This is a genomic window from Micromonospora sp. ABR4_055 (genome assembly GCF_056160425.1).
In genome coordinates this window covers 1-266 of record NZ_JBSWXD010000374.1, presented here as the reverse complement: position 1 = coordinate 266, position 266 = coordinate 1, and the positions used below count along the sequence as shown (strand labels likewise).

Genomic DNA, 266 nt, shown 5'->3' with positions numbered 1-266 from the left:
CGGGCCGTGCCGGTCGGCCAGGGCGACGCCGGCGGCGAGGGCCCGGCGGGGGTCGCCGAGGATGGCCGCCGTCGACCCGGTCTGCACCGTGTGTCCGTCGATGTCGAGGAGTACGCCGAGGTTGTCGACTTCGTCGGGGACCGGCTGCCAGGGCCCGACGACGTACAGGGCGGCGGAGGTGTTGTCGGCGATCACGTCGGGCAGCGAGAAGGTGAAGTTGGCGTACCGGGAGTCGATGACCTCCAGCGCGGGGGCGACGGCCCGCA

General features: G+C 73.7%; 1 pseudogene. It reads right to left on the bottom strand.

What is annotated here, in order from left to right:
* Positions 1-266, bottom strand: a pseudogene (locus ACXAHD_RS32460) (4-oxalocrotonate decarboxylase); the annotation flags it as partial.